Raw genomic sequence first — 25,583 nt, forward strand, 5'->3', positions numbered from 1 at the left:
GGCAATGGCCTAATTTTTGCTTAAATCCCGTGACTTTGCTTGCGTTCAGCCGTCAGTTTGTTAAAATTTGATAGTTAATGTAATCGATAAGGTTCAGGTACACTTGTCGATGCACACCAGAAGTGATAAATAACCGGTGGGGGAGTTGTTAGAAATGAACAAGAAATGGCTAACTTGGCCTGTGTTTTATGAGTTGACGGAGATTTATACGGCGCCACTCAATGTCATGTGGTTTGTCTTGGGGGTTGCCATTGCCCAGTTTCACTTAGGTACGGTGAACTGGCTCAATGTTGCCCTGTGCTTAGTGGCTGTTTTTATTTTCGATTTGGCGGTCAATGTCTCCGATAATTACTATGATTACCGGCATGCGGTCGATCGTGAGGGTTACGCGCAAAACACCAATCCGATTGGTCGGCTGAATTTACCAGTAGCTGGAGTGGGACGACTTGCACTGAGTCTGTATTTGATCTCACTCGTGCCTGGAATTTGGCTCGTCTTGCGGACCGGCTGGTTAGTGCTGGCCCTAGGTATCTTAGGTTATCTGGTCGGTATTTTTTACACCGCTGGGCCGTACCCAATCAACGCGACGCCATTATGTGAGACGGTCGTTGCGCTGTCGATTGCGTTCATGATTCAATTGACTTGTGTGGTCGTTTCGACCTATGGGCAGCATCCGTTGACCTGGTCGATCGTTGGTAAGACCTTTCTATTGTGCTTGCCGTTGACCCTGATCTTCTTTACGATCCAGCTCGCCAATAACACGGCGGACCGGGATGAAGATATTTTGAATCACCGCTATACCTTGGCTTATTATTTGGGTAAACCAGGTTCGGTACGCTTGATTCAAGCCTTTTTGATTATTGGTGGCGTGTGGCCGTTAGTGAACGTGTTGCTAGGGTTAGCACCGTTAGTCACCATTTGGGTCGTCTTATTATTACCGATTATGTGGCAAGGCATGCGCCCGTTTTTCGCGGTCCAAGATAAAAAGAAGACGTTTATTACGACGGTCAAAAGCGCGTCGTTATTCTTCGTATTTTATCCAATTCTGTTTGTTTTGGGCACTTGGCTGTAGCGAACGGATGAATTGGGGTCAAAATTTCAAACATTTATCATGGTTATTTTGATTAAAGTGGACTATATTATTACCAGTTTATAAAATAGGGGTAAGCATGATGGAAACAGAACAACGCCAGCAGCGTCGAATCATATTTTATCATTTGCTCGTCACGATTTTGACGCTGTGGTCGGTCGTCAACGTGATTTTATTAGCGTTCAATATCGGTGATTGGCACCTGGAAACACGCATCAGTAACGGCCTATTAGTGGTCTTTGCGGTCGATTATTTCGTGCGGCTTGCACGCTCACCTAATCGGAAGACTTTTTTGATTCATTCGGCCTTTGACTTGATGGGGATTATTCCGATGCACCCCGTCTTTGCGCTATTTCGGCTTGGACGACTGGCGCGAATGGTCCAATATCACCATTTGTTTTGGAAGCTTGGCTGGGACGGTAAATGGACCCACGATTTTCATCGCTTTATTTATAGTACCGGCTTTATTTATTTGTTTTCAATCAGTATTGCCATTATTGTTCTGAGTGCGCTACTATTCTCGGTCTTTGAGCACCAGAGTTTGTCGGATTCATTGTGGTGGGCGATTACGACGGCAACGACGGTCGGCTACGGTGATGACACACCGCATACCGCCGTCGGAAAGGTGATTGCGGTCGGTCTGATGTTTGGTGGGATTGGGTTTATTGGTTTGTTGACCAGTACGATCACGGACTTCTTCACCCAACAAGCCAGTCAAAATGTTGAACCTGAAGCGGATCCCAACGAAGACGAATTACGCCAATTGTTAGTCAAAATCGATACGTTGACGCAAAAAGTCGATCACTTGCAAAAACAGGTCAAGCGGATTGAGAAGGTAGACCGGCGTAAGTGATGCGGCGGTGTAAAAAAAGACTGACATTTAATTTGAAAAGATGCGATAATTTTTAACGGTATTTACTGCGTATAATGGTTCAGCGTAAAGCACACTTGTCGGTGGCTTTGCGCTTTTTTTCGGCCGAAAATCGTTATGACAAAGTCAATCATTAATTTTGGGGACGCATGAGGGGATTAAAAATGGCATTTAGTTTGAAGTTACCACGCAATCGGTACGAGTCTAGTTGGTTTATTTTGATTATTTCGGTGATTTCGGTCAATGTGATTGCGCCATTGATCACGTGTTTTGAAGTGGGATTTAGCTGGCGGATCTGGCAACAGACACTGACCGTCCTCCCAATGATTTGGGTCGTGGTGGCCGCGCTGGTGCTAGTAACGTACCGTCCGGCAGACCAAGTGACCCGGAAATTATTAGCACAGGATGATTCTTTTCGGGCCAATATGATTGTTAATTGCTTGGTCAATGTTTTATGATGTCGATCATCTTGACGGTCGTCGCCAGCTGGATTGGGACGCGCACCATCAGCTGGTTACCAGTGCAACAATTCTTTTATAAGTGGCCACGTAATTTTTCAATTTCTTTGTTGAAGTGGCGTTAGCGCAACCAATCGCGCGGTTGGCTATGGCTAAATGGCATCAAGCCCAAACCACAAAACACCAGGGGTAAGAAAGTGCTGATAAGCAGGTCGTCGCAAGGCTGCAGCCGTCCAAGTGGGTTAAATTTCGACGGTGGTCACAGATTGACCTATGCTATAATAGCGTTAACAAGATTGAAAGGACGGTGGTTAGATGGGACAAGCGATGACACGGTGGGTCTGGTTGCCGGCGCCAGTCCTGACTCGTCAAGCCACATTCAAAACGCATTATGGTGATTTGCAACAGCACCCCTTGCCATTACGTTCGGCACAGTGGTATGTGTTTAAAGCGCAACACTGGAGTGGCATTCACTCGGCGGCACTTGCCCCTGAGCAGCAGGCAGCGTTTGTTGCGCTTGCCGCTCAGGCGGTCGGTCCTGGGCAGGCCGCAATTCAAGCAGCCCCGCAGCATCCTGTAATGACACGGGGCACCACGATTTGTTTCAATCGGTAGGTAAGTTTAGCGTCAGGACCAAGTAAGCGTTAAACTCGCACAAATAGGATCAAGATGCTATCCTCAGACTCACAAAATGAATATGAACTAAGTGAGGGTGTGAGGCGGATGAGACAAATAAGTAACGGTGGCGAGCGAAGCATTGGTCACCGAATCAGTGTCATCGTAGTCGGGGTGACCTGTGGCGGCCTCAGTTGGCTGCAAGCGTCAACCGTGGTGTACGCCGCGATTCGTCCACTGGCAGGGCCCACGAGCCAAGCAACATTAACTAGCGCTGTGAACTGGGAAAGCCTATGGTTATTGTTAGCAATGGCCTTGATTGGTAGTGGGTGTTGGTGGTTGAGTCGACGGTCATGATTGGTGTGTTGGTAGCAGGTGAACTGTGACGTCGATCGTGAATCTCCGGAAACGTGCGAGTTGTAATGCTGGTGGCTTGTCGGCCCTTGAACGCGGCAGTGCTTGTTTGTCAGCAGTTGGGTGACTTGCCAATGACCAAGTTATATTACTGAAGTAGTTCAGCGATGTTAGTCATTCGTCTGATTGGTATCGATTAGCGGACCGCGGAAGTGTCATCAGTCGGATTTGAGGGCCAATTAGCCTTTTAGTACAGTTCCGGTTTATTCATCGAATTTGATGCATGCTTTGCAAGCGAAACACGAGATTTGAATGCGTTGTTTTACAATAGCCTACAAAGCTAAGTGGCATTTCGTTGTTGTATTTTCATCAAGCAGATAAAAACAAAGTCCTGAGATTCTTATCGTTTTGGCGATAGGAACCTCAGGACTTTTTGTTAACAATTTAGGTAGTTCTGAGTTGCTTTTTGGATAAGATAAATCGGGTTTTGATATATTTATTTAGTTATAGCGCATGTAAAAAAACGGGATTTAAGGATCATATTTCGATGAAACGGCGTCGCGCTGGCACCGATTGGAAAGTTAAGCAGTGCGAATTCACTGGATTGGCACTGCCAATGAGCCTTAAACCATGGTAAACAAAAGTTTATTAGCGTCAACGGATAAAGTTGTGGCACGGCGCATGCTAGCTGGGGTTGGTAATGCATTATCTTGTGAGGAAATGCTTGCGGGTCTTGTTCAATCCGCTATACCATAGTATGGTAAGGATAAACAAGTTAACGGGAGTGACAATATGGACTGGGAAGACTACTTTCCAACGGCAATCGCTGAACGTGGGTACGATTATTATTCAAAGGGGTATGTGACTGATTTAAAGCAGACCGAAACCCAAATTACGGCAACGGTTACGGGCACGCAGGACTATTGCGTGGTGATTGATCTCGCTAATGGTGACTTTCAGGATGGCACGTGTGAGTGTCCGTATGCCAATAGTCATCCGTACTGCAAGCACATGGCGGCCGTTTTGTACCGAGCGACGGCGGCCGACAAACCTGCCAGTCAACATCAAGTTTCTAAAGCACCAACTGATAACGACAATCATGAGCAGACTGCCACTAAGCTGGTTGAGCGGGCGACTGATCGGCAAGTCCGGGACTTTTTGAGTGTGGTGTTGGCCCATGACAATCATCTGCTCCAGATGTTCCGGACGGTCATAGGTGAGACTAATGTCGTGACAGATTTACCTAACTATCTCGCGAGTGTTGACGATTTATTTGATAGTAACGCGGATGCCGGTGGTTTTATCGATTATGGTGCGGCGACAAATTTCGGTGATGAGGCCTTGACTTTCCTAAACGAAGAGGTACAGCCGTTGGTCGATCAGGGCGAGTATGGTTTGGTATTTCAAATCTTGGCGCATCTGATGCTTAAAATCGACCACGTCGACATTGATGATTCCGATGGTGAGACAATGATGATCGTGAATGCTAGTGTCGACTTGTGGGAAGCTGTCTTGACAAAAGCCGACGCGGATGTGCAGCAGCAGGTGTTTGATTGGTTATGCAAACAATTAGCGAAACCGTTGAATATCATTGAAGATACGCTTGATGATTTATTATTCACGTATTTCAAGACGCCGGCGTTTATTGACGCAAAGTTGGCGTATACCGCTAAACGGTTCCGTGCGGTACAAAAGCACCCGGATTCCTGGAACTATGACTGGCAGACTGAAAAATGGCTAAAGCACTATTTACAAATGATGACTGCGGCGCATATGCCTGATAAGCAAGTGATTGAATTTTGCGAGGCTAATTTGGCGACACCGCAAGTCCGCCTGTTTTATAGCCAGTTTTGTCTTCAACATCACGATGAAGCACATGCGGTCCAATTGCTAAAAGATGGCAAAACCTTGGTCACGGACAATCGAAGGATGTTAGCGGAACTTAGTCGCCAACTAAAGGATGCCTATCAGCAATTAGGTGAACAACAATTGTATCGTCAGGAATTATGGCAATTATTGACTGAATATGCGCCAGCGGATGAGGCGCTATTTTCAGAGTTGAAGCAAAGTTACCCGACTAAGGATTGGCCAGCGGTTCGCGAGCAACTGTTGACGGCGATAGCGAAGAATTCCAATGTTGATTTGAAACCACTGTACGTGCAAGAAAAGCTATTGGATCGGCTATTAAAAGCGGTCGTGGCTGCGGACGGACTCTGGGATTTACAGACCTATGAGTCTTTATTGAACCCACATTTTTCAAATCAGCTATTAGCCAAATATGATCATGAAGTGCGGAAGATGGCTACGGCTACTGGAACTCGGCGGAAGTATCAACAATTAGTTCGCATATTGAAACGGATGCTCGATTACCCGGATGGCAAATCAATCGTGCAGACGATCGTCCATGATTGGCAGCAACAATATCCGCGACGCTCAGCAATGATGGATGAGCTCTCACGGCTAAAATTGTAATTGATCGTTAGTTGGCGCAGCAATCGCGCACAGATTTGAGCTGCACCGCTAAGCTTAGGATAGGTTCCTATCCAAAACTTAGCGGTGCTTTTTTTAGTGTCTGGGCATGAGCGATAACTAGGCGGTGCAAGTCCGTTGTGGGCGAATCATGAGCTGAGGGCAGGCGCGTCCATCGTGAGGCGGCGTCTGAAGGCACGCATCATCATCAGATTGATGTCGTCACTTGGAATCGCAATAGATGGTGTAGAATTTGTTAATTTTATTCTTATTAATCAAAAAAATAATGACGCTTAAAAGGCGCATGACACCGGGAAAAGACGAGTTTATCCCGCGAGTGAAGGGACTATCTGCACTTGCATAAATATTAAAGTATGATTAAAATGGGTCTTATTAAATAAATGGGGGCTTGCAGATGATTAGTAATAACCACCGTTTGGATCAACAGCTGATTGAACGTGAAGACCATTATATGGCGACGGCCGCACGCATCAATTATTATGACTTAGTGATCGACCACGCGCACGGTGCGCTGCTCACCGACGTTGACGGCAATCAATATATTGATTTATTGGCAAGTGCCTCGGCCATTAACGTCGGTCACACGCATCCGCGAGTGGTCAAAGCTATTCAGGACCAGGCCGCTAAGTTAATTCATTATACGCCGGCGTATTTTCACCACCAGCCGGAACAACAGTTAGCGGAACGGTTAGCCAAGTTGGCTCCGGGAACTGACAATGAAGTGATTTTCGGTAATTCCGGGTCGGATGCCAATGACGCCATCATCAAATTCGCCCGGGGCTACACCAAGCGTCAATACATAGTGGCCTATACGGATGCTTACCATGGCTCAACTTATGGCTCGATGTCTTTGTCGGGCGTCAGCCTCAACATGACGCGTCACATGGGGCCACTATTACCTGGAGTCGTGCACGTCCCATATCCAGATACTTACCGGCGACTGCCGCATGAGACGGATCATCAGTTAGCACTGCGGTACTTTGAAGCGTTCAAAGCGCCGTTTGAATCGTATTTACCAGCTGATGAGACGGCGTGCGTCTTGATCGAACCGATTCAAGGTGATGGTGGGATTCGCCAAGCACCTGAGGAATACGTTCAACTTGTTTATGACTTTTGCCATCAACACGGCATTTTATTTGCCGTTGATGAAGTCAATCAGGGCATGGGACGAACGGGCAAAATGTGGAGTATTCAAAACTTTCCTGGTATTCGCCCGGACCTGATGTCTGTCGGTAAGTCGATTGCTTCAGGCATGCCACTGAGCGCTGTGATTGGGCGGCGTGAGGTTATGGAAAGCCTCGGTGCACCGGCCCACGTCTTTACCACCGCGGCTAATCCGGTCTGTTGTGCGGCTGCGTTAGCGACGCTCGATGTGCTGGCTGATGAAGAATTGGTTGAACGGTCCGCACGTTTGGGTCGTTACGCGGAAAGCCAGTTTTTGGACTTACAAACGCGGCACCCCAAAATCGGTCAAGTGCGGATGTATGGGTTGAATGGTGGCATCGAGTTAGTCACTGATCAAGCTAGTCAACAGCCAGACCCAGAATTTGCAAGTGATGTCATTTACGCCGCGTTTGAGCGGGGTGTCGTCATGATTACGCTCAAAGGTAACATTTTACGGTTCCAACCACCGCTAGTCATCACGAAGGACCAGCTCGATACGGCGTTAGCGGCCATCGATGACGCGATGACTGCGGCGGAACAGGGACGCGTTCACCGGCCACAAGGGAAAATGGGCTGGTAACGGTTAATTTTAGGAGGAATTAGATGCAACGCTTATTCAAACGGTTAACACTAAAAGAAGACCCCAGTATTTATGAGGATAAGGATTCCCATTTGGCCCGGGTATTAACGGTCAAGGATTTCTTAGCCCTCGGGGTCGGGACGATTGTTTCAACGTCAATCTTCACTTTACCTGGCGTCGTGGCGGCGGAACATGCGGGCCCCGCGGTGGTCTTTTCATTTATCGTGGCGGCCATCGTTGCCGGACTAGTTGCTTTTGCCTACGCTGAAATGGCGGCAGCGATGCCGTTTGCTGGTTCAGCCTATTCCTGGATCAACGTCATGTTCGGTGAATTCTTCGGTTGGATCGCCGGTTGGGCGTTGTTAGCGGAATATTTCATTGCGCTGGCCTTCGTTGGTTCCGGGCTCTCTGCCAACTTGCGGGGACTCTTGACCCCACTAGGATTAAAGCTCCCGAATGCCTTATCGAACACCTTTGGCACGAATGGTGGGGTGGTCGATTTGATTGCCGTGCTGGTGATTGCATTGGTTTCACTGTTACTGTCTCGTGGTGTCAGCAAGGCGTCCCGGGTGGAAAACGTCCTCGTTGTCCTGAAAGTCCTAGCCGTGTTGACCTTCATCGTGGTTGGTGCGACGGCGATTCATTGGCAAAATTACGTCCCGTTTATTCCGAAGTACCATTTAAACGCGGATGGTAGTGCGTTTGGTGGCTGGCAAGGGATTTACGCCGGTGTCTCGATGATTTTCTTAGCCTACATTGGTTTTGATTCGATTGCGGCCAACTCAGCTGAAGCGAAGAATCCTGGCAAAACAATGCCTCGTGGGATTCTCGGCTCACTAGTCATTGCGGTGGTGCTGTTTGTGGCCGTTGCGTTGGTCTTAGTCGGTATGTTTAAGTATTCTTCTTATGCCAATAATGCGGAACCAGTTGGCTGGGCATTGCGGCACGCCGGACATCCAATCGTGGCAAGTGTCATTCAGGCGATTGCTGTCTTAGGGATGTTCACTGCCTTGATTGGGATGACGCTAGCCGGTTCACGGTTGATTTATTCTTTCGGTCGCGATGGCATGTTGCCAAAGTGGTTGGGTAAATTAAAGCACAACCAACCGAACAACGCGCTACTCGTGTTGACGATCGTCGCGATTATCATTGGGGCCTTTTGTCCATTTGCGTTCTTAGCCCAATTGATTTCCGCGGGGACGCTGATTGCCTTCATGTTCGTTTCGTTAGGCATTTATGCACTCCGGCGACGTGAAGGAGTCGACATTCCTGAACCAGCCTTCAAAATGCCATTCTACCCAGTCTTACCAGCCGTGGCCTTCTTGGGTGCACTGTTCGTGTTTATGGGCCTCGATATTCAAGCTAAATTGTACGCGGGTATCTGGTTCATCCTGGGCCTGGTGATCTACTTCTGTTACGGTATGCGCCATTCATACCTCGCTGGCAAACAACGCCAAACGACGACTACTGCGAATTCCAGTGCGCAAGTGGATAAGTCGGTCGTTGAGGAACAAGAAGATTAGTATTTGTGATTAGCAATAACTGAATGAAAACATAAAATCGGCGTTTCGAGTGTGTAGGCTCGAAACGCCGATTTTTTGGATTACTTCGCATCGCAGTTGCAAAGCGGGTGATTTAATGATTGATACCATTCGTGACCAAGTCGTGTTTACAACTTGTAGTGGTGGGATTTGCCAAGCCCGGCCGGACGGTAACCCATTCAGAAGACTGACAGCAACACCAACAATATTATGGCGTCGGTCGTGATCCATTGATCGGCACGAGCTGTGCGGCATGGCTCAGCTACGGGCGATTTATTCGGCTAGTTCAAAGTAGTCGTTCAAATACCGGGCGACGCCATTTTGGTCGTTGTCATACGGTGTGATATCATCCGCGGTCGCCTTGATTTTGTCCGTCCCGTTGGCCATCGCAACCCCCAGACCTGCGTATTGGAGCATTTCTAAGTCGTTGTGCTCATCACCAAAGGCAATAATATTGCGCCGGACGATTTGTAAGTGGTCTGCTAAGTAGGCGACCCCCTTGGCTTTATGAACACCCTTGGAGGTGATTTCTAAAATCGCATTCGGGCCACCCCAAACACCGACATCGACTTGGTCACCAAACCGGTCAGTGATCCAGTCAATAATTGCATCACGCCGGTCGAGTTGGACCAATAGCACCAATGAATTTGGATTGCGGGTCAGTGTGGCGGGTGTCAAACGGGGACTATCCGCAATTTCTGGGAAGAATTGACCGGCAATCAAGTCTTGACCGGCTGTCATCGTACTGGTTTTATTTTCAGCAATAATTTCATTGATGCCCAAGTGTTCACGATATTTGACCAATGCGAGCACGATGGCTTTATTAATGGTGAACTGATATTCTAACGGCCATTCTTGGTGAGGTAGGTGGCCAAGGGAGCCATTGAAATTAATCATTGGGCTCGTGAGATGGAGCTCATCGTAAATCGACTGAGAGCCTTGATATGAGCGACCAGTGATGATACTGACAACGTGGCCCGCTGCTTGCAAGCGCTGCATAGTGTGGATCGTCGCTGAATTGAGTTTGGATTCAGCATTGAGTGTGGTGCCATCTAAGTCTAACGCAATTAGTTTTCTTTCCATTTTGACAAACATCTCCCATATCTTCCGGTGGTTAATTAGTTTAATTTAGCATAAATATCGCTCGAATGCGAATCTTTGCCACCTTACAGGACTGGTGAAATGTGGTAATCTAGTTGAGGATGATTTATCGCGTAAGGAGGAGAATCTGTTGCAATTACCAGCAGCGTTTATTCAAAAATATCAAGACTTATTGGGTGACGAAGCCCCCGCTTTTTTAGCGGCTTTCGATGGGCCCGTGGAAAAGGGGTTTCGAGTCAACCCCAATAAGGCGACGACTGCCGCCATGCACGCCAAGATGGACGCACCGATTGCTTACAGCCCGATTGGATACTACGGCAAGGTCAACGGCAACGCGTTGGAACATTTAGCCGGGGCAGTCTATAGTCAAGAGCCGAGTGCCATGACAGTCGGTGAGTTCGCCAAACCGGAATTGGGTGAACGGGTGCTCGATCTATGTGCTGCGCCAGGCGGCAAAACGACCCACTTACTCAGCTATTTACAACAAACTGGCTTATTAGTCACTAATGAGATCAATCCAAAACGGGTGACGGCACTGGGTGATAACGTTGAACGTTATGGCGCCCGTAATACCGTGATTACCAACGCAACACCTGCAGCACTCGCAAAGGAGCTCCCTGGATTTTTTGACCGCATTTTAGTCGACGCACCGTGCTCTGGTGAAGGGATGTTTCGTAAGGATCACGATGCCGTCCAATATTGGACACCTGACTATCCAGCCGAATGCGCCACTCGGCAGCGTGAGATCTTGACTGAGGCGGTCAAGATGCTGAAGCCCGGTGGCCATTTGATTTATTCGACCTGTACGTTTGCGCCGGAAGAAGACGAGCAGATGATGGCATGGCTGTTGGCGACCTACCCAGAATTCGAACTGGAAGCTCTGCCCAAGACCGCGGGCATTGCGGATGCGCGACCAGAGTGGGCTGATGGCAATCCAGAGTTAGCCAAGGCGGCCCGGTTATTCCCACACTTGATGCGTGGCGAAGGCCATTTTATCGCCAAGTTGCATTATCGCGGCACCGACACGGTCAAAGCCAAAAAAGTGGTTCGTGAACAGTTGAGTGCGCCGCAACGTCAATTGTGGCAAGCGTTCGAACGCCAACAGGGTTTGACTAGTTTGTCAGGCTTAGTTTTGCAAGCGCATGGTGATCAACTTTACGGTGTGCCTGAATTAATGCCCGTTCTGCGGAAAGTTAAGGTCTTCCGTCCCGGAATTTTACTTGGGACCTTCAAGAAAAATCGCTTTGAACCGAGCTACGCCTTAGCGCTTGCTAGCGATGGGCTTGGGATGACGACCGTCTCCATCAGTAGGGACCAGTGGCAACAATATGTCCACGGTGAGACGTTTGATCTAGCCACTAGCGCGGAGACCGGTTTTCACGTGTTAGTGTGTGACGGCCTACCAGTTGGTTACGGCAAAATCGTTGGCAAGACAGTCAAGAACTTCTTCCCGAAAGGCTTACGATTCTTGGCAACGCCAGAGAATACTGAGTTATAAGTTGACCAGCAGCGTCTATTGTCGCCATGCAAGTCGAGTACTGGCGTGTTGTTGCGACAAGTCTGGTCGGACCGTGCTTGACGTGGCTTGAGCGGCGAGCCCCAGCTGGATCAGGTTTCATGGTAAACTGATAGATGCGCAATCGTGGCAATGATTACGCCATGGAGAACAACCGTAATATTGGAGGAGAAGCTATGTATTGCCCAAATTGTGGGAAAAAGAATGACTTGGACGCCTTGTTCTGCGAAAACTGCGGGGCACGTCTGATTTTGCCAACCTCGTCGAGTGCAGCGCCGCGTTCAGCGGCCAGCTCGGCAACAACTCGCGCAACCAGTGAGAACGCAGCATCCCGTGCGGACACCCATTCGGCGGCTGATGTTGATGATCACACGACTAGAGCGGCTCAGTCAGACTCATCAGCCGGGGTCGAAAACACGGTAGATGATACTGATGACACGGTGGCGCCCACCACGCGTTCAGCGCAACACGCCCAGCAAAGTCCACGACCACCGCATCGTGGCCTGCCAGCGCTCTTACTGGCCCTCATTGTCATTGTGCTGGTGGGTGGTGGCTACTACTGGTTCAGCCACAACAGTGCCAACACGGATTCGACTACCACGGCAACGTCGAGCTCGTCAACAGCGACAAAGTCCTCATCATCATCGTCGGCTGCCAGCACGCAGTCATCATCGAGTTCGACCACGAAAACTGCGGCTAAATGGTCGACGGCCAAAATGAGTGAATTGTCCTCGTTTATGTCAACGTGGCAGGATACGATGAATCAATCGTATGCAGGCACTTATGACGGTCAAAGCGTGTCGGTCGATGGTTTAGACTTACCAACCGATATTCGTGACAACAATTATCAAAACAAAATCACCGTTAATGGTAATGCCGTGAAATTGACCTGGACGACTAAAGCAAATACGGATGCCAACTATCAAGTCGTGGCCGCTGCAGCTTATCAGCATGGTACTCAGGTGATCATTTACTTGTACGTCTTCCATGATGGGTCGCCAGATGTACTGGTTTCACAAGATACCAACACCACGTATAACTTTACGAGTTCTGCGAATACGGATTTACAAAATGGCTTTGCGAAGATTGCAAATGCTGATTAGAATATAGCGATGGATTGAAACGTGCGTTTGGGCTGCGGCTCGGGCGGACGTTTTTTTGGTGTCAACTAGATACGTAGTGAGGTAATTAAGATGAGTATTACAATGCAAGATGTATTAAAATTATCCGCGCTGAAGGGATGTCAGATACTTGCAGGTCAATCGGCATTGCAAAAAACGGTTGCCTCCGTTTCGGTACTCGAGTATTCGAAACCAACCATAGTCCAGAGTGAGATCTATCAGCATATCAGATTTAGCAATGATGAAATTGTCTTAACCGCATTTGCAAATGTACGCGATGATGTTGCTGCTCAGTGTCGAAATATTGAAACTTTAGCTGCTGCTGGTGAGATTGGCATTATTTTGTTCTATGTCGGTATTATCATTCCGGAAGTTGACCCTGCCGTCATTGATCTAGCAAATCGTTTGAATTTTTTAATTGTGATGATGCCCAAGAATGCGCCAGAATTGACTTACAGTAGTGTCATTTCTGAAATCTTGTTTTCAGTTTACAATGATCAGATAACCAATCCAAATTTCTCCAGTGAGATTGTTGAAAAGGTTTCTAAAATGCCGAAATCACGGCGTAACCTCAATACGGTTCTGCGACTGTTAAGTGATCAACTTAAAGTCTCGTTGGCCTTGGTGGATGCGCGAAAGAACTTAGTTTGTGTAGAAAATTGGCCGCGAACGAATCAAATCAACTGGTTAGATTGGATGGGTGATAATCAGCCTGACTTATCGGAGGTGTCATTTTATCAGGATAAACTGGGTTCATCTGAGGAATGGCAGTTGGCTATTTTAAAGGAACAAGGTCAAATGACGCAGCTAATCCATCAACGAATTCTTGAAACGGTTCGAATTGCACTCAACTTGTGGGGTGAAGATGTTAGTCGCGACAGTCCGACCGCTCAGCTCATTAGTGCAATTATGCAAGCGCGTTATCAGCGGGCGATGCAATTGGCGAAGCAATGTCACCTAAATATTCATAATTTTACGACTTTGCTGATTTTAAACGGTCGTGCGGTGTCGATGTGGTCTCAGCGTGATATTCGACAGTTTGCAGCGGATATTGAACCATTTATTGGGCCATGTCTTTGCGAGTACTACCATGATGACATCGTGGTTATCACAACGACTAAAAATGCCGTTTCTGATGAACGGGAGGCCTTACAGCAACATCTTGAAAGCTACCGTTCATCATCAAAAGATGAACTTGTCAGTGTGAGCTTCAATCAGTTGGACAGTCTGAAACAGCTAACGGCTGCATATGAGCAGGCTGCTGATTCATTTACGGCTCTACAACTAATTTTTCCAAGTCGGCAATCATTTAATAGCGGTGATATTGAGTTCGGCCACCATTGTCAATCAATGGTATCGCAAGAAACTAGTTGGCTGGCGACACGTGTTCAGCGATTGGAAAAGTTGAATACAGATTTACAACGGACACTGCTGACTTTTTTGCTTGATGATAATCGTAATATTGAACTAACGGCTGGTGACTTATTTGTTCATCCCAATACAGTCAAGTATCGGCTAAAAAAATTGGATCAATATTTTGGCTTTAAAGTTGGACGCATGCCAGAATCTTTGGAACTCTATCAGTTGGCGGCTTGTTTGCGTATCATGCGTGGTCATGCTTAAGCCAATCGTCTCATTTTGTCTATTTAGACAATGATGAGACGATTTTTTTGTTTTGGTGACTAATGACATCGAGTGAAAATAACGGTAATATTTTCATCAATCAATTAATTAGAAATTGATTGGCTTAGAAATCTAATTTTAATATTCACGAGGTGATTTTTATGGAAAATAAAGAATTACGGCTGTTGGATATTGTTCCAGTAACCGCACCGGGTATTTTAAGTCAAACTATGATTGAGGACATGACAAAGTATTTGATGAAAACCACTCAAGTTGAGCATGTCCAGATTGAAGATGGACCGGTGACAATTGAGAGTGAGTATGACGAAGCCTTTGCAGCACCGTCTGTTGTCCAACTTGCGGAAGATACTAATCGTAACCAATCGTTTGACGGCATCTTCGTGAACTGCTTTGGTGATCCAGGTGTTCGTGCCACTCGTGAGAAGTTGAAGACTGTTGTATTTGGTGGCTTTGAGCCTGCTATGTACTTGGCACTTGGGCTAGGTGATTCCATCAGTATTGTGACGGTGCTGAAGAATGTGGTGCCAATGCTGACTAATGCGGTTCAAACGGCTGGTATCGCGAATCGAGTGACTTCCATTAGAACACTGGATATCCCCGTATTGCAGCTTGAGCAGCGGTCTGTATTAATGACCAATCTATATCGTGAATGCAAAAGGGCGGTTGTTGAGGATGGTGCTAGCGTCATTGTCATGGGATGCACTGGTATCGTCGGCATCGTTGAGGAAATGACGACGCGTTTACACCAGGATGGCTATGATGTGCCCGTACTAGAAGCAGGGCAATGTGCAATGCTTTTAACTGAATTGTATGCACGGTTAGGCGTTTATCCAAGTCGTCAAACGTATATGACACCGCCAAGTAAAACACTTGAGTAGAAAGGAATGGTTGAATGAAAAAAACAAGACAGAATCAAAATTGGATCAGCCTAGCATTTGTTTGGGCTGGGGCGCTCGTCTCTATTCCTAGTTTACTCTTGGGTGGGACGTTGGTTGCCGGAATTTCGCTGGGAATGACTCTATTGACGGCCCTTGTTGGCTACGCGTTAGTGGTAGTGATCATGATTTTTCAGGGAATGCAGAGCACTGATTTAGGTCAACCAACTGTAAAAGTGGCAGAACAAGTCTTTGGAACTAAAGGCTCACAGACGGTCATTTCAGGATTGATTATGATTGGTTGTCTTGGTTGGTTTGGCATTCAGGCCAATGTTTGTGGGGAAGCTTTCGTAAGTTTTCTGAAAGTCTTTGGTGTGACGATTCCAACGAGTCTTTCGTCGCTATTATGGGGGCTGATCATGGTGACCACTGCAATTTACGGCATTAGGGTTATTCGTTACTTGACATACATAGCTGTACCATACTTAGTCATTGTTTGTTTATACGGACTTTATCAAGCACTTACAACGGTTTCGGTTTCTGAGTTAGTAGCTTATCAACCAAGCAGCACGCTATCGCTTGGAACCGGTCTGACTGTGACGCTGGGTTCATTTGCCATTGGGGCGGTCATTGCAGGCGATTATTCGCAATATTCGCCCCGGCGTCAAGATGTCGTTAAGGCCGCCATCTTTGGTGTTATTCCTGCCGGTGTTTTAATGATTGGTGTCGGTGCGGTATTAACGATTGTCTATCACAACGCCAATATTAGTGGTGTCTTTTCAAAGATTGGGTCACCGGCTGTCGGTGTACTGGCACTAGTGCTTGGTACATGGAAGGTGAATGTTATTAATGCCTTTTCCGGAGGGATTGCCTTGAATAACGTATTTAATGTTCCAGCAAAATATCATCGATTGACAACATTCCTGGTCGGACTAGTCGGAACAGTACTTGCAATACTGGGTATCATGAACTACTTTACACCAGTGATGAACATTCTTGGTGCGATGATTCCACCAATTGCAGGTGTGATGTCAGCTGCCTACTGGGTAACCCATCATGGCAATCAAAATGAGTGGGGTTCGTTTAAAGGTGTTCGGTGGTCCGGACTAGCAGCATGGGGATTAGGCGCAACGGTTGCGACGGTTCCAGTGATTATGAGCTTGATTCCAGGAATTGCGCACCCACAAATCAACCCGTTAACGGGAATTGTACTTTCATTTTTGGGTTATTTGATTTTCCAGCGTTTTGAAGTTTCAACGACGAGCAATGCTGCACAAAAACAAGATGAAATTTAAGATAAGTGGAGGTAATGGTGAATGCGATATTTAACTGCTGAAAATATTGAAAAAATTGCAATTGGTGCTTCTCTTCTAGGTGCTGGCGGTGGTGGTGATCCCTATGTCGGGAAAATGATGGCGTTATCGGCCGTCTCACAATATGGGCCAATCAAATTGTTGGCCGTTGATGAAATTGATGATGATGCTGTCTACATGCCAGCTGCTTCGATGGGGGCACCACTAGTCATGACTGAAAAGTTTCCAAAAGGTGATGAATTTACGCGTGCCTTCAAGCGGTTAGGCCAATATATGGGAACCACAATTGCAGGCACGTTCCCGATGGAAGCTGGAGGTGTCAATTCTATGGTACCAATGGTGGTTGCTGCTCAGGCTGGTTTGCCGTTGGTTGACTGTGATGGCATGGGGCGTGCCTTTCCAGAACTGCAGATGACTACCTTCCACCTTGGCGGAGTAGCAGCAACACCAATGGTTGTGACGGATGAAAAAGGTAATTTGAGCGTTATTGAAACGATTTCTGCTAAGTGGGCTGAACGCTTAGCTCGAGATCAAGTCGTTGAAATGGGTGCGAGTGCTTCAGTTTCATTGTATCCAGCAACCGGTCGGCAAATGAAGACGAATGGTATTAGTGGCATTGTAACGAAGTGTGAGCAGATTGGTGAAATCTTGAGTCAACCACAAAAAGGCCGCGACTGGCAGTTGCACAACTTGAAAAAATTGACTGGTGCGTATCATCTTTTTGATGGCAAAATCACTGATATCGAACGAACCACCCGGGATGGGTTTAATTTTGGCAAAATGATTATTGACGGATTGGGTGAATTTGAAGAACAGTCAATGACGATTGATTTTCAAAATGAAAATTTGGTGGCAACTAAAAATGGAAAAATCATCGTAAGTGTCCCGGATTTGATTTGTTTGGCAGATATGGACAGTTTATTGCCGAGTACTTCAGAAGGAATTAAGTATGGTAAACGTGTCACTGTGCTTGGATTACCTGCAGATGATAAGTGGCGTACAACAAAAGGCCTCGAAACGGTGGGACCCCGGTATTTTGGTTATGATTTTGATTATGTGCCACTTGAAAATACGTTAGCGGAGGTGTAAATATGACTTATCGACTGGGAATAGATGTTGGCGGTACCAACACGGATGCCGTTATTTTGGATGAACAATTACACGTGGTAACCAGTACAAAAGTCCACACGACGACTGATATTGAAACTGGAATTTATACCGCCATGAAGGCTGTTTTAAATCAAACTAAGATTGATCCAGCTGAAGTGACAGCAGCTATGCTAGGGACAACTCAGTGTACGAATGCAATTGTTGAACGAAAACAACTTGCTAATGTAGGGGTCATTCGACTCGGATATCCGGCATCCTTATCGATTGTCCCATATACCGCTTGGCCTGCAGATATGATCAGCGTTTTGTCTGGGAAATATAAAATCGTTCATGGTGGCTTCGAGTACAATGGTGAGCCAATCACACCGTTAGATTTGGAAGAGTTAGCGGGTGTATTGGATGATTGGCAAGGTCAAGTTGAGTCAATCGCAATCGTTGGTATCTTTTCTGCAATCCGACCTGAACAAGAGGAAAAAGTTGCAGAAATCATCAGACAAAAATATGGCACAGATTTCCCAATCTCAATGTCAGCTGCCATTGGTTCAATCGGCCTAATCGAACGAGAAAATGCGACAATTTTAAATGCAGCCTTAAATAAAGTCATGCAGCGTACTGCAAATGGATTTCAAAATGCACTAGCGAATGAAGGCCTAGTCAATGCACAAGCCTACTTTTGTCAAAATGATGGAACACTCATGTCCGTGGATTATGCAAAAAAATATCCGATTTTAACGATTGGTAGTGGTCCCACGAATAGCATCCGCGGCGCTGCCTATTTAGCACAGGTGCAAGATACGATTGTACTAGATATTGGTGGAACGACATCGGATGTCGGTGTGCTTTCGAAAGGCTTTCCTAGAGAATCTGCAGTTGCGGTTCGAGTGGGCGGCATTCGAACTAATTTCAGAATGCCCGATATCAACTCAATCGGCGTTGGCGGCGGAAGCATTGTTCGTCAGGATAAAGCGGGTCGAATTACAGTTGGTCCTGATAGTGTTGGTTATCAAATTGAAGACAAGGCCCTTGTGTTCGGTGGGGATACAATTACTGCTACAGATATTGCGGTTCGGTTGGGATACGCAGAAGTTGGCGATGTAACCTTGGTTCAACATCTGAGTGAAACATTTGCTCGCCAAGCTGGTGAGAAGATTGCCGAAATGCTCGCAGAAGCAATTGATCAGATGAAAACCAGTCGTGATGATGTTCAGCTGGTCCTAGTTGGCGGTGGCGCAATTATTGCGCCGTCAACATTAAAAGGGGTTCGCAAAATCATCAAAAATGAGCAAGGACCTGTAGCCAATGCAATTGGGGCAACGATTGCACAAATTGGCAGTGATTTTGAAAAAATTTACAGTTACGAACAAGTTGATCGAGCCCAAGCTTTAACTGATGCCAAGGCTCAAGCCTCAACTCGGGCAGTTACTGCTGGTGCGGACTCAGCATCTCTCAACCTGGTAGAAGTCGATGAGACACCGCTCGCTTATGCCCCGGGTCAAACAACCAAAGTTAGAGTCAAAGTGGTTGGCGAACTCGCACAACGCGGGAAAGTTGTTACGGCGACTAGTAAACAATAAATATGGCGTGTTTTGAAACAATCATTTGTTGCTGGTCGCTCGACAACAATTGTTCTCTACATCTGACTTATTCATACCGAATCCTGAATGACGTTTTGTGGTTCAGGATTTTTTGCGTGATCAAGAAAAGAACAGCCAATTGCTCGTATTCGAAATACGGGTACATACGGATTCAACCTTTCGTGCGGCGGGGGACGTAGTTTTTTTGAATTCAACTGTAAGACTGGCACCCCAGCCTCAAGCTGTCATGCTCGTGTTTTGATTTACGAATCGTCAGGGCTATTGGATTTGTCAAAATATTTTCATTCGACTGAAATGTCAAATCCTTCAATTGTCAATAAAATTGAAATGGCTGAAGAAGGTACTTCTGCTGTCTACTTTAAAATTAGTTAGCCTGGAAACCGTTCGCAATTTCCAAACTAGTTTTATCAATATTGAAATCCAACAGGTCTTTAGTAGTACGATTCAAGTTTATCTGAAGCCCCAAGCACTTAGCATTCAATCCTCAATTGTACCAGGATAGGTGATCGTTCACTCGCCATTCAAGCGGATTCCCGACTGGAGTGGCTGGCTGACAATGCTCAGTAGCCAAATTATTCTTAGTCGGAAGTGGGCTACTTCCGGCTTAGAATAAGACTCGTATTTGAAATTGCGCAGTGGGTTTCTGCGTGAGTTCAAATCGATGTCGGCTGCGTTCCAGCAATTGTCAGCCAGCCACGGAGGTCGGCGTAGGACGTTCTTCAGCTGACGAACAGTACGCCAACCGACTAGCACGAGTTGATCATCCTTAGTGCCGAATAATAACGACACCATAACTATCTTATCGATTCTCCGTAATTTTGCGTCATTGATCTTTGGTACTATTAACGTGCAAACGTTTTACGCAATGACGTGCAAAATAATTGACTTTTATATGACTTTTTTGTGAACTTTTTATGAATATCAGCCAGACGTTAATTCAGATAAACACCCGCAATCACTGGATTTCAGTAGCGTTATCCAGTTATATGCACAACTAAAACGCTACCATGCAATTTTACGCAACCGCTTGCATTATTTTGAAAGCGGTTTTACAATACAAACATGGTATTAAGCAATCACATTATTTTTTGGGAGGCATTATTGTGAAAGAGACAGCTAAAACAACGGCCGGGCTTCCAAAACTTTCATCGAGTAAAATCTGGATGATGAGTCTGGGGTTCCTTGGCGTTCAAATGGCATTTACATTGCAAAGCTCACAAATGAGCCGAATTTTTCAAACGTTGGGTGCGGATCCAAACAACTTAGGGTGGTTCTTCATTTTACCGCCATTAGCTGGATTGATCGTTCAACCGATTATTGGGAGTTTATCTGATCGGACTTGGGCACCACGGTTAGGCGGACGGCGCTTACCGTATTTGATTTTAGGGACAGTGGTGGCAGCCATCGTGATGTTACTATTGCCTAACTCTGGTTCGTTTGGATTTGGTTACGCTTCCATGGCGGCCTTGTTATTCGGTGCAATCACTGTGGCTTTTCTGGATTTATCATCAAACGTGGCAATGCAACCGTTCAAAATGATGGTTGGTGACATAGTTAATGATGACCAAAAGAGTTACGCCTATGGGATTCAGAGTTTCTTACTGAATACCGGGGCAGTGATTGCCGCCATCTTCCCATTCTTACTGACATTATTTGGGGTTGCCAATACGGCAGCTAAGGGGATTATTCCAAATTCCGTCATCTGGTCATTCTACATTGGCGCGGCCATCTTAGTTGTTTCAACGATTGTCACGATTGCCCGCGTACGTGAATATGATCCAGTCACTTATGCCAAATATCACGGCATTGATGAAAGCGCTAATAAATCCGGTGGTAACTGGTTTGCCTTATTAAAGAAGGCGCCAAAAGTCTTCTGGTTAGTGGCCTTAGTACAATTCTTCTGCTGGATGGCGTTCCAATATCTCTGGACTTACTCAACGGGTGCCATGGCAGCCAACGTTTGGAACACGACTAATGCTAGTTCGGCGGGCTACCAAGCTGCAGGTAACTGGTACGGGATTTTATCCGCGGTTCAATCCGTTGCGGCCGTTGTATGGTCATACGTGCTAGCTAAAGTGCCAAACAAGCATCACAAGGCTGGTTACGCCATTAGTTTATTGCTTGGGGCCGTTGGATTCTTATCAATCTTCTTCATCCACAGCCAATACGCCTTGATTGTTTCATTCGTATTAGTTGGGATGGCTTGGGCTTCGATGAACACCTATCCATTAACGATGGTGACGAACGCCTTATCTGGTGAACACATGGGGACCTACTTGGGACTATTCAATGGGTCAATTTGTTTACCACAAATCGTGGCATCACTCTTGAGCTTCGCACTTTACCCATTATTCGGTAATTCGCAAGCTAACATGTTTATCTTTGCCGCAATTATTTTAGCAATCGGTGCCGCTTCAGTCGGCATGATTAAAGAAACTTACAAAAATTAGGGGGACAAACAATCATGAAACGAATTTTTGACGTTAATCCATGGCACGTACTGACGACAGACTTCAAGCCGGAAGACAAACGGCTCCAAGAATCAATGACTAGTTTAGGTAACGGCTACATGGGGATGCGGGGCTTCTTTGAAGAAGACTATTCCGGTGACACATTACCAGGTATCTATCTTGGTGGTGTCTGGTATCCAGATAAGACCCGGGTCGGCTGGTGGAAGAATGGCTACCCTGAATACTTTGGTAAGGTCATCAATGCCGTCAACTTCATCAAAATCAACTTCAAAATTAATGGTACCAAGATCGATTTAGCACAAGCTGATTTCAGCGATTTCAAACTCGACTTGGACATGCAGCACGGAACATTGACGCGGTCATTTATCGTTAACCAAGACGGCCAATCAGTCCGAGTCACCTTTGAACGCTTTCTGAGTGTCGCTCAAAAGGAACTCTCCGTTCAAAAGGTCACTTTTGAAAACTTGAGTGACCAACCGGTGAATATCAAAGTCGCTTCGGCGTTAGACGCTGATGTCAAAAATGAAGACGCCAACTATGACGAACGCTTCTGGAATGTCCACCAAGTAACGGACAACCGCTTGATTGCCCAAACGACGCCTAATGACTTCGGTACGCCGCAATTCACATCAGGAATGCAAGTTAGTTATGTGACTGAATTAACACATAAAGCCGCTCAAGTGACGGATACCGCGACAATCGATCGGTACTACGGCGATTTAGATGCTGGCGCAAGTGTTAGTTTTGAAAAACGGGTCGTGGTCGTGACCTCACGTGATTATCCGACTGATGATGCCATCATGACCGCACTTGAACGCCTCACGAAGACGGTCGAGGCTCAGTCATTTGACGACTTACTCAGTGCACATGAGACGGTCTGGGCTGACCGGTGGCAACAATCTGATATTCAAATCGAAGGGGATACCGCCGCACAACAAGGCATGCGGTTCAACCTATTTGAATTGTTCAGCACTTACTATGGCGACGATCCGCGTTTGAATATCGGACCAAAAGGATTCACCGGTGAAAAATACGGTGGTGCGACTTACTGGGATACGGAAGCCTTCGCAGTGCCCGTCTACTTAGGCATCACTAAGCCAGAAGTCACGCGGAACCTGTTGATGTATCGTTACAAGCAATTGGATGGTGCCTACCATAATGCGCAACAACAAGGCTTGAAGGGCGCACTCTTCCCAATGGTGACCTTCAACGGGATCGAATGCCATAATGAATGGGAAATCACGTTTGAAGAAATCCATCGTAACGGCGATATTGCATTTGCGATTTACAATTACACGCGTTACACCGGCGATACGTCCTACGTCTTACATGAAGGTAGCAAAGTCTTGACCGAGATTTCACGTTTCTGGGCTGACCGGGTGCACTTCAGTAAACGCAATCAGCAGTACATGATTCACGGCGTTACCGGTCCAGATGAATACGAGAACAACGTGGACAATAACTTTAACACCAATTATTTAGCACAGTGGACCTTAAAGTACACGCTTGAAATCTTGGACCAAGTGGACGCTGACCAAGCAGCAACCTTAAACGTCACCCCTGAAGAACGCGCAAAGTGGCAAGATATTGTCGACCGGATGTACTTACCATATGACAAAGATCTGGACATCTTCGTTCAACATGATGGGTATTTGGATAAAGACCTCGAACCAGTCTCGGCCATTCCAGCTGACCAATTGCCAATCAACCAACACTGGTCATGGGATCACATTTTACGGTCACCATATATTAAGCAAGGCGACGTCCTACAAGTGATGTACGACTTCATTGACGATTTCTCAAGTGACCAATTGAAGCACAACTTTGATTTCTATGAACCAATGACGGTGCACGAATCCAGTCTCTCACCAGCCATTCACGCGGTGCTCGCAGCGGACTTGCACTATGAAGACAAGGCGGTTGAATTCTACAATCGGACCGCTCGTTTGGACTTGGATAACTATAACAACGATACGGTCGATGGCTTACACATCACTTCCATGACCGGTGGCTGGATTGCCATGGTGCAAGGATTTGCCGGCATGCGGGTGCATGATGGTCAATTAAGTTACCGCCCATTCTTGCCTAAGCAATGGACCAAGTATTCCTTCCGGCAAGTCTTCCGTGACCGCATCATCGAAGTCACGGTCGATCACGATGGGACGAGCCTGAAACTGATTGCGGGTGATCCAATCGACGTGCAAGTCAACGGGGAAACCCAAAGCTTGCAACAAGCCTAACTAACAACCATAAAATGAGAGGGTGAGGCGTACGATTTCAAAAGTCCCGTTTGGCAGCTATCAAGGCGAGCCCGTCTGGCGCTATACGATTGAAAATGCGCGCCATAGCCAATTGCAAGTGCTCAGTTATGCCGCGACCTGGTATGACTTCATCGTGCAAGTTGGCGGCCAGCCCCAGTCGCTCGTTTGGCACTTTGAAACGCTAGACGACTATCTCAAGACGCCGTATCAGGTTGGCAAAACGATTGGGCGGGTGGCTGGTCGCATCGGTCATGCCCAGTTTGAGTTAAACGGTCAGACTTATCGACTGCCACCAAACGATGGTCAGCACCTGTTACATGGCGGCGACCACGGCTTACAGACACATAATCTTGCCGGCCATTTCGACCCCACTGGGGATACGGTGACGTTAACGACGACCTTATTGTCCGCTGAAGATGGGTTTCCGGGTGATTTGAAGGTCACGGTGAGCTATCGGCTGACGGCGGATGATACGGTGCAAATCACTTATCATGGGGTGACGAGTGCCGATACGCTGTTTGATCCGACTTGTCACGTGTATTTCAATTTGAACGGCGGTGCGGCGGTGATCAATTCACAGCAATTAGGCATTAATTCGACAAAGTTAGTGCATACCGACCAAGGCAAGGTTCCTATGGGGGTCTTCTACGTGCCGTCACCAGCCTATGATTTTCGCGCCCAGCCTGTGATTCAAGCACAACTGGACCGATTAAGTCAAGAAACGGGGCAGCTAGGTTACGATGACTGCTACGTAATTGACCATCAGTCTGAACCGGCAGGCAGATTAGTCGCAGCACACGGTCAGCTGATTTTCAACACCGACCGCAATGGCATGGTGATTTTCACTGCCAACCCGGATCATGGCCAAGCGACCACGGCCGGAAAGTATCACGCACTGGCAGTCGAACTGCAGACCTTACCGGATGCCATTAACCATCACGGCTTTGGTGATCCGATTCTAAGGGCGGACACGCCGCGGACATTTATCAATCAGTATCGCTATGTGGGCAATCAAACGCGCTAAATTCGAATAAGTCCGATAACACCGTCAACCATATTTTAGGCTGACGGTGTTATCTTTTGCACAAAATTAAATGATGTACAAGTTAATATAATTCGTCAAAATGCTGTGGATTAATGTTAATTGGCCACCAGGCAACCGGAAAAAGTGGGGTTAAATGCTTAATATTATAATTTAATTAGAAAATGAATTGAATGACATGAGACCACATGTTATATTAATCACAACAAATTTTAAGGGAGGTCATGATGATGACTAAAATGCAAATTAAATCAGTAACCATGATGACCACCTTATTAGCCTTATTATTATGATGCAGGACTCAGACAATTTATGTCGAGTCCTATTTGCGTTATGGAATGGGGCTCGAGCAAGCATCCCATTTCACGATG

19 protein-coding genes are annotated in these 25,583 nt (G+C 46.7%); 18 read left to right on the forward strand and 1 reads right to left on the reverse strand.

The window, feature by feature from the left end; genetic code table 11:
* Positions 1-154: 154 nt before the first annotated feature.
* The 8 genes from KGF70_RS03580 (at position 155) to KGF70_RS03615 (ending at position 9,145) form a co-directional block, all read left to right on the forward strand.
* Positions 155-1,072: a prenyltransferase gene (locus tag KGF70_RS03580; RefSeq protein WP_050338706.1), complete on the forward strand. Its 918-nt coding sequence runs from the start codon at positions 155-157 to the stop codon at positions 1,070-1,072.
* Between the two features lie 85 nt (positions 1,073-1,157).
* The gene (locus KGF70_RS03585; protein WP_367114983.1) at positions 1,158-1,943 is read left to right on the forward strand and encodes a potassium channel family protein; all 786 of its coding nucleotides are present in this window, start codon (positions 1,158-1,160) and stop codon (positions 1,941-1,943) included.
* A gap of 182 nt (positions 1,944-2,125) precedes the next feature.
* On the forward strand, positions 2,126-2,419 hold the full coding sequence (locus tag KGF70_RS17200; RefSeq protein ID WP_196781222.1) for a hypothetical protein: 294 nt from the start codon (positions 2,126-2,128) through the stop codon (positions 2,417-2,419).
* Between the two features lie 315 nt (positions 2,420-2,734).
* Positions 2,735-3,034, forward strand: a complete 300-nt coding sequence (locus tag KGF70_RS03595; RefSeq protein ID WP_050338705.1) for a hypothetical protein — start codon at positions 2,735-2,737, stop codon at positions 3,032-3,034.
* A 108-nt stretch (positions 3,035-3,142) separates the two neighbouring features.
* Positions 3,143-3,391 carry a hypothetical protein gene (locus tag KGF70_RS03600; protein WP_216767901.1) on the forward strand — a complete coding sequence of 83 codons (249 nt, stop codon included), beginning with the start codon at positions 3,143-3,145 and terminating at the stop codon, positions 3,389-3,391.
* Between the two features lie 789 nt (positions 3,392-4,180).
* Complete coding sequence (locus tag KGF70_RS03605; RefSeq protein WP_216767900.1) at positions 4,181-5,860, forward strand: SWIM zinc finger domain-containing protein; 1,680 nt, start codon at positions 4,181-4,183, stop codon at positions 5,858-5,860.
* Between the two features lie 412 nt (positions 5,861-6,272).
* Entirely contained in the window at positions 6,273-7,622 is a 1,350-nt protein-coding gene (locus KGF70_RS03610) for an aspartate aminotransferase family protein (RefSeq protein ID WP_105920960.1), read from the forward strand.
* A gap of 23 nt (positions 7,623-7,645) precedes the next feature.
* Positions 7,646-9,145, forward strand: coding sequence for an APC family permease (locus KGF70_RS03615; RefSeq protein WP_216767899.1), 1,500 nt, complete (start codon positions 7,646-7,648; stop codon positions 9,143-9,145).
* A 291-nt stretch (positions 9,146-9,436) separates the two neighbouring features.
* On the opposite strand, the gene KGF70_RS03620 is transcribed toward KGF70_RS03615, so the two are convergent.
* Positions 9,437-10,246 carry a Cof-type HAD-IIB family hydrolase gene (locus KGF70_RS03620; RefSeq protein WP_216786413.1) on the reverse strand — a complete coding sequence of 270 codons (810 nt, stop codon included), beginning with the start codon at positions 10,244-10,246 and terminating at the stop codon, positions 9,437-9,439.
* Between the two features lie 148 nt (positions 10,247-10,394).
* On the opposite strand from KGF70_RS03620, the gene KGF70_RS03625 reads away from it, so the two are divergent.
* The 10 genes from KGF70_RS03625 to KGF70_RS03670 all read left to right on the forward strand — a co-directional run bounded on the left by KGF70_RS03625 (position 10,395) and on the right by KGF70_RS03670 (position 25,194).
* The gene (locus KGF70_RS03625) at positions 10,395-11,762 is read left to right on the forward strand and encodes an RsmB/NOP family class I SAM-dependent RNA methyltransferase (protein ID WP_216767898.1); all 1,368 of its coding nucleotides are present in this window, start codon (positions 10,395-10,397) and stop codon (positions 11,760-11,762) included.
* Positions 11,763-11,956: 194 nt separating this feature from the next.
* On the forward strand, positions 11,957-12,883 hold the full coding sequence (locus tag KGF70_RS03630; protein ID WP_050338696.1) for a zinc ribbon domain-containing protein: 927 nt from the start codon (positions 11,957-11,959) through the stop codon (positions 12,881-12,883).
* A 90-nt stretch (positions 12,884-12,973) separates the two neighbouring features.
* Positions 12,974-14,524, forward strand: a complete 1,551-nt coding sequence (locus tag KGF70_RS03635) for a PucR family transcriptional regulator (RefSeq protein WP_216767897.1) — start codon at positions 12,974-12,976, stop codon at positions 14,522-14,524.
* Between the two features lie 161 nt (positions 14,525-14,685).
* Positions 14,686-15,423 (forward strand): aspartate/glutamate racemase family protein, encoded by a 738-nt coding sequence (locus KGF70_RS03640; RefSeq protein WP_216767896.1) that lies wholly within the window; start codon positions 14,686-14,688, stop codon positions 15,421-15,423.
* A 14-nt stretch (positions 15,424-15,437) separates the two neighbouring features.
* The gene (locus tag KGF70_RS03645) at positions 15,438-16,715 is read left to right on the forward strand and encodes a cytosine permease (RefSeq protein ID WP_216767895.1); all 1,278 of its coding nucleotides are present in this window, start codon (positions 15,438-15,440) and stop codon (positions 16,713-16,715) included.
* A 21-nt stretch (positions 16,716-16,736) separates the two neighbouring features.
* The gene (locus KGF70_RS03650) at positions 16,737-17,822 is read left to right on the forward strand and encodes a DUF917 domain-containing protein (RefSeq protein ID WP_216767894.1); all 1,086 of its coding nucleotides are present in this window, start codon (positions 16,737-16,739) and stop codon (positions 17,820-17,822) included.
* A 2-nt stretch (positions 17,823-17,824) separates the two neighbouring features.
* Entirely contained in the window at positions 17,825-19,417 is a 1,593-nt protein-coding gene (locus KGF70_RS03655) for a hydantoinase/oxoprolinase family protein (RefSeq protein ID WP_216767893.1), read from the forward strand.
* 1,124 nt (positions 19,418-20,541) lie between these two features.
* Positions 20,542-21,888, forward strand: coding sequence for an SLC45 family MFS transporter (locus KGF70_RS03660; protein ID WP_216767892.1), 1,347 nt, complete (start codon positions 20,542-20,544; stop codon positions 21,886-21,888).
* 14 nt (positions 21,889-21,902) lie between these two features.
* A complete protein-coding gene (locus tag KGF70_RS03665; RefSeq protein WP_216767891.1) occupies positions 21,903-24,149 on the forward strand; it encodes a glycoside hydrolase family 65 protein in 2,247 nt (748 codons plus the stop codon).
* A 22-nt stretch (positions 24,150-24,171) separates the two neighbouring features.
* The gene (locus tag KGF70_RS03670) at positions 24,172-25,194 is read left to right on the forward strand and encodes an aldose epimerase family protein (RefSeq protein ID WP_216767890.1); all 1,023 of its coding nucleotides are present in this window, start codon (positions 24,172-24,174) and stop codon (positions 25,192-25,194) included.
* The last annotated feature ends 389 nt before the right edge of the window (positions 25,195-25,583 follow it).

This window comes from Lactiplantibacillus sp. 7.2.4, assembly GCF_018991185.1.
Lineage (GTDB): Bacteria > Bacillota > Bacilli > Lactobacillales > Lactobacillaceae > Lactiplantibacillus > Lactiplantibacillus pentosus.

Bases quoted from the DNA above. Each gene is read 5' to 3' on its own strand.
- KGF70_RS03580 (WP_050338706.1), top strand. From the start codon at position 155: ATGAACAAGAAATGGCTAACTTGGCCTGTGTTTTATGAGTTGACGGAG.
- KGF70_RS17200 (WP_196781222.1), top strand. From the start codon at position 2,126: ATGGCATTTAGTTTGAAGTTACCACGCAATCGGTACGAGTCTAGTTGG.
- KGF70_RS03595 (WP_050338705.1), top strand. From the start codon at position 2,735: ATGGGACAAGCGATGACACGGTGGGTCTGGTTGCCGGCGCCAGTCCTG.
- KGF70_RS03600 (WP_216767901.1), top strand. From the start codon at position 3,143: ATGAGACAAATAAGTAACGGTGGCGAGCGAAGCATTGGTCACCGAATC.
- KGF70_RS03605 (WP_216767900.1), top strand. From the start codon at position 4,181: ATGGACTGGGAAGACTACTTTCCAACGGCAATCGCTGAACGTGGGTAC.
- KGF70_RS03610 (WP_105920960.1), top strand. From the start codon at position 6,273: ATGATTAGTAATAACCACCGTTTGGATCAACAGCTGATTGAACGTGAA.
- KGF70_RS03615 (WP_216767899.1), top strand. From the start codon at position 7,646: ATGCAACGCTTATTCAAACGGTTAACACTAAAAGAAGACCCCAGTATT.
- KGF70_RS03620 (WP_216786413.1), bottom strand. From the start codon at position 10,246: ATGGAAAGAAAACTAATTGCGTTAGACTTAGATGGCACCACACTCAAT.
- KGF70_RS03630 (WP_050338696.1), top strand. From the start codon at position 11,957: ATGTATTGCCCAAATTGTGGGAAAAAGAATGACTTGGACGCCTTGTTC.
- KGF70_RS03635 (WP_216767897.1), top strand. From the start codon at position 12,974: ATGAGTATTACAATGCAAGATGTATTAAAATTATCCGCGCTGAAGGGA.
- KGF70_RS03640 (WP_216767896.1), top strand. From the start codon at position 14,686: ATGGAAAATAAAGAATTACGGCTGTTGGATATTGTTCCAGTAACCGCA.
- KGF70_RS03645 (WP_216767895.1), top strand. From the start codon at position 15,438: ATGAAAAAAACAAGACAGAATCAAAATTGGATCAGCCTAGCATTTGTT.
- KGF70_RS03650 (WP_216767894.1), top strand. From the start codon at position 16,737: ATGCGATATTTAACTGCTGAAAATATTGAAAAAATTGCAATTGGTGCT.
- KGF70_RS03655 (WP_216767893.1), top strand. From the start codon at position 17,825: ATGACTTATCGACTGGGAATAGATGTTGGCGGTACCAACACGGATGCC.
- KGF70_RS03665 (WP_216767891.1), top strand. From the start codon at position 21,903: ATGAAACGAATTTTTGACGTTAATCCATGGCACGTACTGACGACAGAC.